This window comes from Tatumella morbirosei, from assembly GCF_000757425.2.
In the GTDB taxonomy this organism is placed as follows: Bacteria; Pseudomonadota; Gammaproteobacteria; order Enterobacterales; family Enterobacteriaceae; genus Tatumella; species Tatumella morbirosei.
In genome coordinates this window covers 1-5,657 of the sequence record NZ_CM003276.1, presented here as the reverse complement: position 1 = coordinate 5,657, position 5,657 = coordinate 1, and the positions used below count along the sequence as shown (strand labels likewise).

Below are 5,657 nucleotides of genomic sequence, written 5' to 3'. Positions count from 1 at the left end.
GAAGATTACGCTGGTGAAGTAAGTCCAGTCAAGAACAGCGACGAAATTGACTCCACATATAATTTTTGCTATAAATAACATCAGAAGTGGCGGTAGGAATGAGCCCCACGTTAAACAAACAAGCTTCCAAAGAAAGATGTGCGGTAGAGTTCGCCACACGTAAAAAATCCAAGACTCAACGAAAGAAAAGCAAAGCCCTCTCTTACAGAGGGCTTTGCTTTTTTTGTACATTGGTGAAAGGAAAAGGCCAATGGACATTAAAAATGAGCAAACAGGACTACATACAGTTAAGGACTCTTACTGACCAGTTTTACGTCGATAATACAGGCCTAGAAGAGGCTCTAGACGGCAGCAATGATGGGAAAGTTAGGGGTTACGGAATCGTAGTAATTGATCTTGATGGATTAGTTTTTGGGATTCCCTTACGAAGCCATTTAAACCATAAATTTGGATTCGTTTCTGAGCGTTCAGAAGGCGTTAAGAAAGGGTTGGATTACACTAAAGCATTATTGATTCAGAAAGACGAATATGTATCAAGAGTATACAAGATACCGGCTTCTGAATTCATCCATATCAATGATAACAAAGAAAAAATCCAAGAAGACTTCAACAAGTTCGTAAGCAGATACATAGAAGCTCATAACAAGAACGACGCGAACATTCTGAGAAACTATCGTTACTCTACGCTGAAGAACTACCATAAAGAATTAGGCCTAGAAGACTGAAAAGGCGGTCAAAAGACCGCCTTACCTATTTAGGCAGCGCTCAATTCATCCAACATGTGGGTAAACTTCTCTTCTATCTCCTGCCACATTTCTTCAGAGAGAGGTTTGTCTCTGTAGGCATGATGTAGAAGACTTAAAACAGCCTGAGACAGGCTGCCTTTTTTCTCTATAAGCTTGCCAAGATTTTTGCCCTCTTTTTCGAGAGAACGAAAGAAAAGGCTTCTTTCCTGATTAGCAAATACAACTTCAGGATCAGCCAAAAGTTGCTCGATGTGCTCAGGTTCTATGAGATAGACAGTTTGTACAGTCATCCTTCCTGTAGTTACTGATCTGACAGAGACATTGAGATGACGAATAGGGAAAAAATATTTTTTCTCTAACATCTCAATGATCGCTGGTAAACGCGTTACCTCAAAGTCAGCCTTAACACTGTTACCAGAACTGGTGAGATGATGACTATCGAGCAGAGATGACAGGACCACAACTTGGGAATCCTGCATTGTGTTGAAGATCGAAATAACTTTCAGATGTGAAGAAAATTTACTTGCCAAGTTAGCCCGGGCAACTGACGGTGGTATTGATAAAGCATTCATATGTGTAGCCTCATATATGTTTAAAAACATAAAGTTAAGAGACCAAAGTCAATAGCACCGCACCTATCAGAATAGAAAATGTCGTGTTTGTACTCATCAAAAGAAAAGATTTTTTCTTTATTCGAATGCAAGTTTATGAACATAATGCCGCCCATAACACTCCACCCTTCCAAAGGTAGTGATGTGTTGACCAGAAGGCGGAGTTAGTCGATTGTTTGGCGACGTTCACTAACTCTGCCTTTCCTTTTTGGTCTTCCCTATTCATCGCTCAGCCTGAAAATGATTACACCTTCACTTAGCTGAGTGACTGAATCATCTGAAAGAAGCTTTTTGTTCTCATCCTCATCCTCCGAAAGACGCGGAAAACCAGGACGCAAAGTCAATCTAACAGCACATGATGAGTACCCACCATGCTTGTTTTTTTGCCCAGAAACACCAAAGCCTCCCCCACTAATTTTCTTAATCATCCATTGATTTTCGTCTTTATCGTAAAGGATATCGACACGATCCCCAATAGCAATTCCTGTCTCGTCCATAGCGCTTTTGCTCAAGCGGAAGCCTAGTTCAACAGCGCCTGTGCTTTTTTTCGTTTGCGTGGCTGTAACATGCTGTGACTGGACTACTCTTCCGGTCTTCGCTGCTAAATTTGATAAAGAGATAAAAGCCATTATTGCAATCCGCTCCTAGGCATCGATCAGTTACTATACAATAGTGTACCCAGGGATCAGCGAGCACTTCAAGATCTTTTTGTAATATCTCTCACTAGATTATTTGCAACCACAATAAAAATCCGTAGAGAGCCAATTAATTTCTCGTATTAGATCTCGTCAAGATACATCGTCAGATCGATCTTTATGTAATTAAAGAATATTTTTTTAATACAGATTTAAATATGTACAGCATAAGCGCATATAGCGAAATCATCAGACCGAAGCAAAAAAGCCGCCTTTATAGGCGGCTTTTTTGCTTCGGCAGATCACCATCATTTACCATAACGTCCTCTTGCGCGCACCGCTCAAACGGCCTCAGAGCGATCCTGAGGCCAAAGCCATAAAACACGCTACCTTACTCCCAGAAAACCGACCAGAATCGCCCCTGTAATTTCACAGGCGATGAATCGTTATGCACCCACATGACTGACGCCTGATTTCAGAACAAATCCGCCCTGAAATCGCTGTTTTATCCGGTTTATCACAGCGACGGACCATCATACGTCTGCTGACGCTGCGAGCGTTCAAGCTCCAGCTCTTTCTCGTGCTGCTCCCGAAGTGCCTCAATACTGTTCAGCTTTACGACAACCGGCGTAGCTGCTCGCTCAAACTCTGCACCTGCCTGCTCAAGGCCGTGACGCGCTCGCTCAGCGCCGCGTTCTCCCTTTGCATAAGACCAGACATCGTCCGCCATTCCGCGAAGGCGTTCTCCCACTCGTCCAGCCTTTTCGAGTAGTCCTGCTGTAGCTGCTCTAATGCGCTCAGCAACTGTTTTTCCAGCTCTGTCATGTGCTATTTCCCCGCCAGTATCATCCAGCTCGAATCCTCTCCGAACCGTCCCGCTTCCGGGTTCACCCTCACGCAGTGGCGTCTCTGCTCTCCACAGGTCGAGAGTTGCAGGTCGCTGTTCCTCTCTGAGAGTATGGCCTCCGTGTTCTTCTGCTCCCGGATGGTCGTGTAATTGTCGAGTATCTGCTGACTCTGCCACCACAGAATGCCCGCGCTCGAGGCTATCAGCAGCGCGGATACTAGGACGATGGTCAGCCACGTTTGGCTGACCATGCGCAGCATCCCTTTCGTACGCTGACTCATGGCTGAGAACAGCTTCTGGTCGTGGTCGTGGATGGCGGCGCTGATTCTCTTCTCGCTTTCGCTCAGTTCCGTTCTGACAGACTTCTCGTGCTCGCTGAATGCGGCTTTCAGCATCTCGCCGGTACTCTGCTGCTGCGCTTTCGATTTCTGCTCTAAGTCCTTCGCCAGCGTTAAAAGACTGTTCATAAATGGCTCCCTTCAGTCGGATATTTCGCCCCCCGTCCGGGTCGGCAATGCTGATACTGCTTTTTGTGGTGCGTACCACCTCAAAACCTGCGCTTTCCAGCGCCTCCGTGACGTCCTGACGCGTTTTCAGCTCCCCGGATGAGGCTAAGGACAGTAAACCTCGTGTAATCGCCTGAGCGGCTTCCTGCTTCGCTTCCGGCAACGCAGATGGCGTGACCAGCGCTCGCCGGTTCTCCGGCGCATTCGGGTCGTGCAGCCCCAGCCTGCCGTTCACGATAGTCTGCCAAGCATCAATGCGCGGACGATCGGCACGGTCGTAATACGGCTGGAGTCGTCTGCCGGTCAGCAGCTCTGTGTTTGGGATCAGGAAGTTCAGCTCCAGCCGTCCTTTGTCCTGGTGCTCTACCCACAGCACGCTGTACTGGTCTTTATCGAGTCCGGGCATCAGAACCCGCTCGAAGCTCGCCATCAGTTCTTCACGCTGGCCGGGCACTAAGTCCTGTTCGGCGAAGGACAGGACACCAGAGGTGTACTTTTTGGCATACGGGGAGGCATCGATAAGCTCCCGGATTTCCTCCGGCTTCCCCTGTAGAACGCTGGCACCGTTGCGCTGCCGGTCTTTGCCCAGTAGATAATCCACCGGACCGGCACCACCGCCACTGCCTCGAGGGTGGAATTTAACGATCATCCTCAGCACCCTTCTCCAATACGGCGTGCCGTAGCCGTTCCAGTCCGGCATCAATGGCCATCAGCGCAGCGACAACCTGCACACGGTCATGTCCGCTGCCTGCACCGGCATTAACCTGCCGGGCGATCTGATTAAGGTTGTTTCCCATACCAGCAAACTGACGAAGCAGAGCCGGTGAAATCGAAGGAAGTTTGCCAGTGCGAGCGGGTTTCTCATCAAGACACGTCTGCCGCATCCAAGCAGCGAGTTGTTTTCCATCACAGCGTTCTAGTAAACGACGGTGCTCATCTTCAGTCACCCACATTGTGAGCATTTTGCTGCGTTTGTCTGCCAATCTAGCCTCCTGATAACGCCAAGGCGGACGGGAAATCTTTTCCCGGTCGGTGCGGTGTTGGACAAGCCGCAGGCGCGTCAGTCGCTTTTAGCCGGTTTCGGGGCGCAGCCCTGAACCAGTCACGTAGCGCTAGCGGAGTGTATATTGGCTTCTATGTTAGTTCGAAGTGGTGATTCAGGAAAGTGCTTCATGTGACAGGGGGAAATGCAGCAAAAGTGCGTAGGGAGAAAATACAAGAACGGATGAAATGACGCCTCCTCGCTCACTCGGTCGCTACGCTCTTGCCGTGAGACTGCGGCGGGCGTTACCTGCTCACAAGTAGGGAAGGAAGAGATGGAGCGGAAGTCGAGGAGAACAGAAAAAGGATACGGCGGTGCCGTTTTTCCATAGGCTCCGCCCCCCTGACAAGCATCACGAAATCTGACGCTCAAATCAGTGGTGGCGAAACCCGACAGGACTATAAAGATCCCAGGAGTTTCCCCCTGGTAGCTCCCTCGTGCGCTCTCCTGTTCCTGCCTTTCGGTTTACCGGTGTCATTCCGCTGTTATGGCCGCGGTTTCTCATTCCACGCCTGACACTCAGTTCCGGGTAGGCAGTTCGCTCCAAGCTGGACTGTGTGCACGAACCCCCCGTTCAGTCCGACTGCTGCGCCTTGTCCGGTAACTATCATCTTGAGTCCAACCCGAAAAGACACGACTTATCGCCACTGGCAGCAGCCACTGGTAAGGGGTGTACAAGAGATTACTGATGCAGAGTTCTTGAAGTCTGAGCCTAACTACGGCTAAACTGGAAGGACGAATTTGGTGGCAGCGGTCTTGTACACCCTGTTACCACGGTTCAGAAGTTCCCCAACTTACTGAACCTTCGAAAAACCACCTCCCCAGGTGGTTTTTTCGTTTCAGGGGAAGATTACGCTGGTGAAGTAAGTCCAGTCAAGAACAGCGACGAAATTGACTCCACATATAATTTTTGCTATAAATAACATCAGAAGTGGCGGTAGGAATGAGCCCCACGTTAAACAAACAAGCTTCCAAAGAAAGATGTGCGGTAGAGTTCGCCACACGTAAAAAATCCAAGACTCAACGAAAGAAAAGCAAAGCCCTCTCTTACAGAGGGCTTTGCTTTTTTTGTACATTGGTGAAAGGAAAAGGCCAATGGACATTAAAAATGAGCAAACAGGACTACATACAGTTAAGGACTCTTACTGACCAGTTTTACGTCGATAATACAGGCCTAGAAGAGGCTCTAGACGGCAGCAATGATGGGAAAGGTTAGGGGTTACGGTAATCGTAGTAATTGATCTTGATGGATTAGTTTTTGGGTATTCCC

General features: G+C 48.5%; 5 protein-coding genes. 1 reads left to right on the top strand and 4 read right to left on the bottom strand.

All coding sequences use genetic code 11. The annotated features are described in order from the left end of the window. The first annotated feature begins 98 nt into the window (after positions 1-98). Positions 99-725 (top strand): type III toxin-antitoxin system TenpIN family toxin, encoded by a 627-nt coding sequence (tenpIN, locus tag HA49_RS00030; protein WP_010890574.1) that lies wholly within the window; start codon positions 99-101, stop codon positions 723-725. A 29-nt stretch (positions 726-754) separates the two neighbouring features. Here the strand turns inward: tenpIN and HA49_RS00025 are convergent, their stop codons facing one another. The 4 genes from HA49_RS00025 to HA49_RS00010 all read right to left on the bottom strand — a co-directional run bounded on the left by HA49_RS00025 (position 755) and on the right by HA49_RS00010 (position 4,307). Then, complete coding sequence (locus HA49_RS00025) at positions 755-1,318, bottom strand: hypothetical protein (RefSeq protein ID WP_046791609.1); 564 nt, start codon at positions 1,316-1,318, stop codon at positions 755-757. Positions 1,319-1,575: 257 nt separating this feature from the next. Next, the gene (locus HA49_RS00020) at positions 1,576-1,986 is read right to left on the bottom strand and encodes a hypothetical protein (protein ID WP_010890579.1); all 411 of its coding nucleotides are present in this window, start codon (positions 1,984-1,986) and stop codon (positions 1,576-1,578) included. Between the two features lie 523 nt (positions 1,987-2,509). Then, positions 2,510-3,994, bottom strand: coding sequence for a plasmid mobilization relaxase MbeA (gene mbeA, locus HA49_RS22020; protein ID WP_046791608.1), 1,485 nt, complete (start codon positions 3,992-3,994; stop codon positions 2,510-2,512). Then, positions 3,984-4,307, bottom strand: coding sequence for a MobC family plasmid mobilization relaxosome protein (locus HA49_RS00010; RefSeq protein ID WP_010890575.1), 324 nt, complete (start codon positions 4,305-4,307; stop codon positions 3,984-3,986). The genes mbeA and HA49_RS00010 overlap by 11 nt, the downstream gene beginning before the upstream one ends. Between the last annotated feature and the right edge of the window lie 1,350 nt (positions 4,308-5,657).

Coding starts and splice junctions, on each gene's coding strand:
- tenpIN (WP_010890574.1), top strand. CDS start 99: ATGAGCCCCACGTTAAACAAACAAGCTTCCAAAGAAAGATGTGCGGTA.
- HA49_RS00025 (WP_046791609.1), bottom strand. CDS start 1,318: ATGAATGCTTTATCAATACCACCGTCAGTTGCCCGGGCTAACTTGGCA.
- HA49_RS00020 (WP_010890579.1), bottom strand. CDS start 1,986: ATGGCTTTTATCTCTTTATCAAATTTAGCAGCGAAGACCGGAAGAGTA.
- mbeA (WP_046791608.1), bottom strand. CDS start 3,994: ATGATCGTTAAATTCCACCCTCGAGGCAGTGGCGGTGGTGCCGGTCCG.
- HA49_RS00010 (WP_010890575.1), bottom strand. CDS start 4,307: ATGCTCACAATGTGGGTGACTGAAGATGAGCACCGTCGTTTACTAGAA.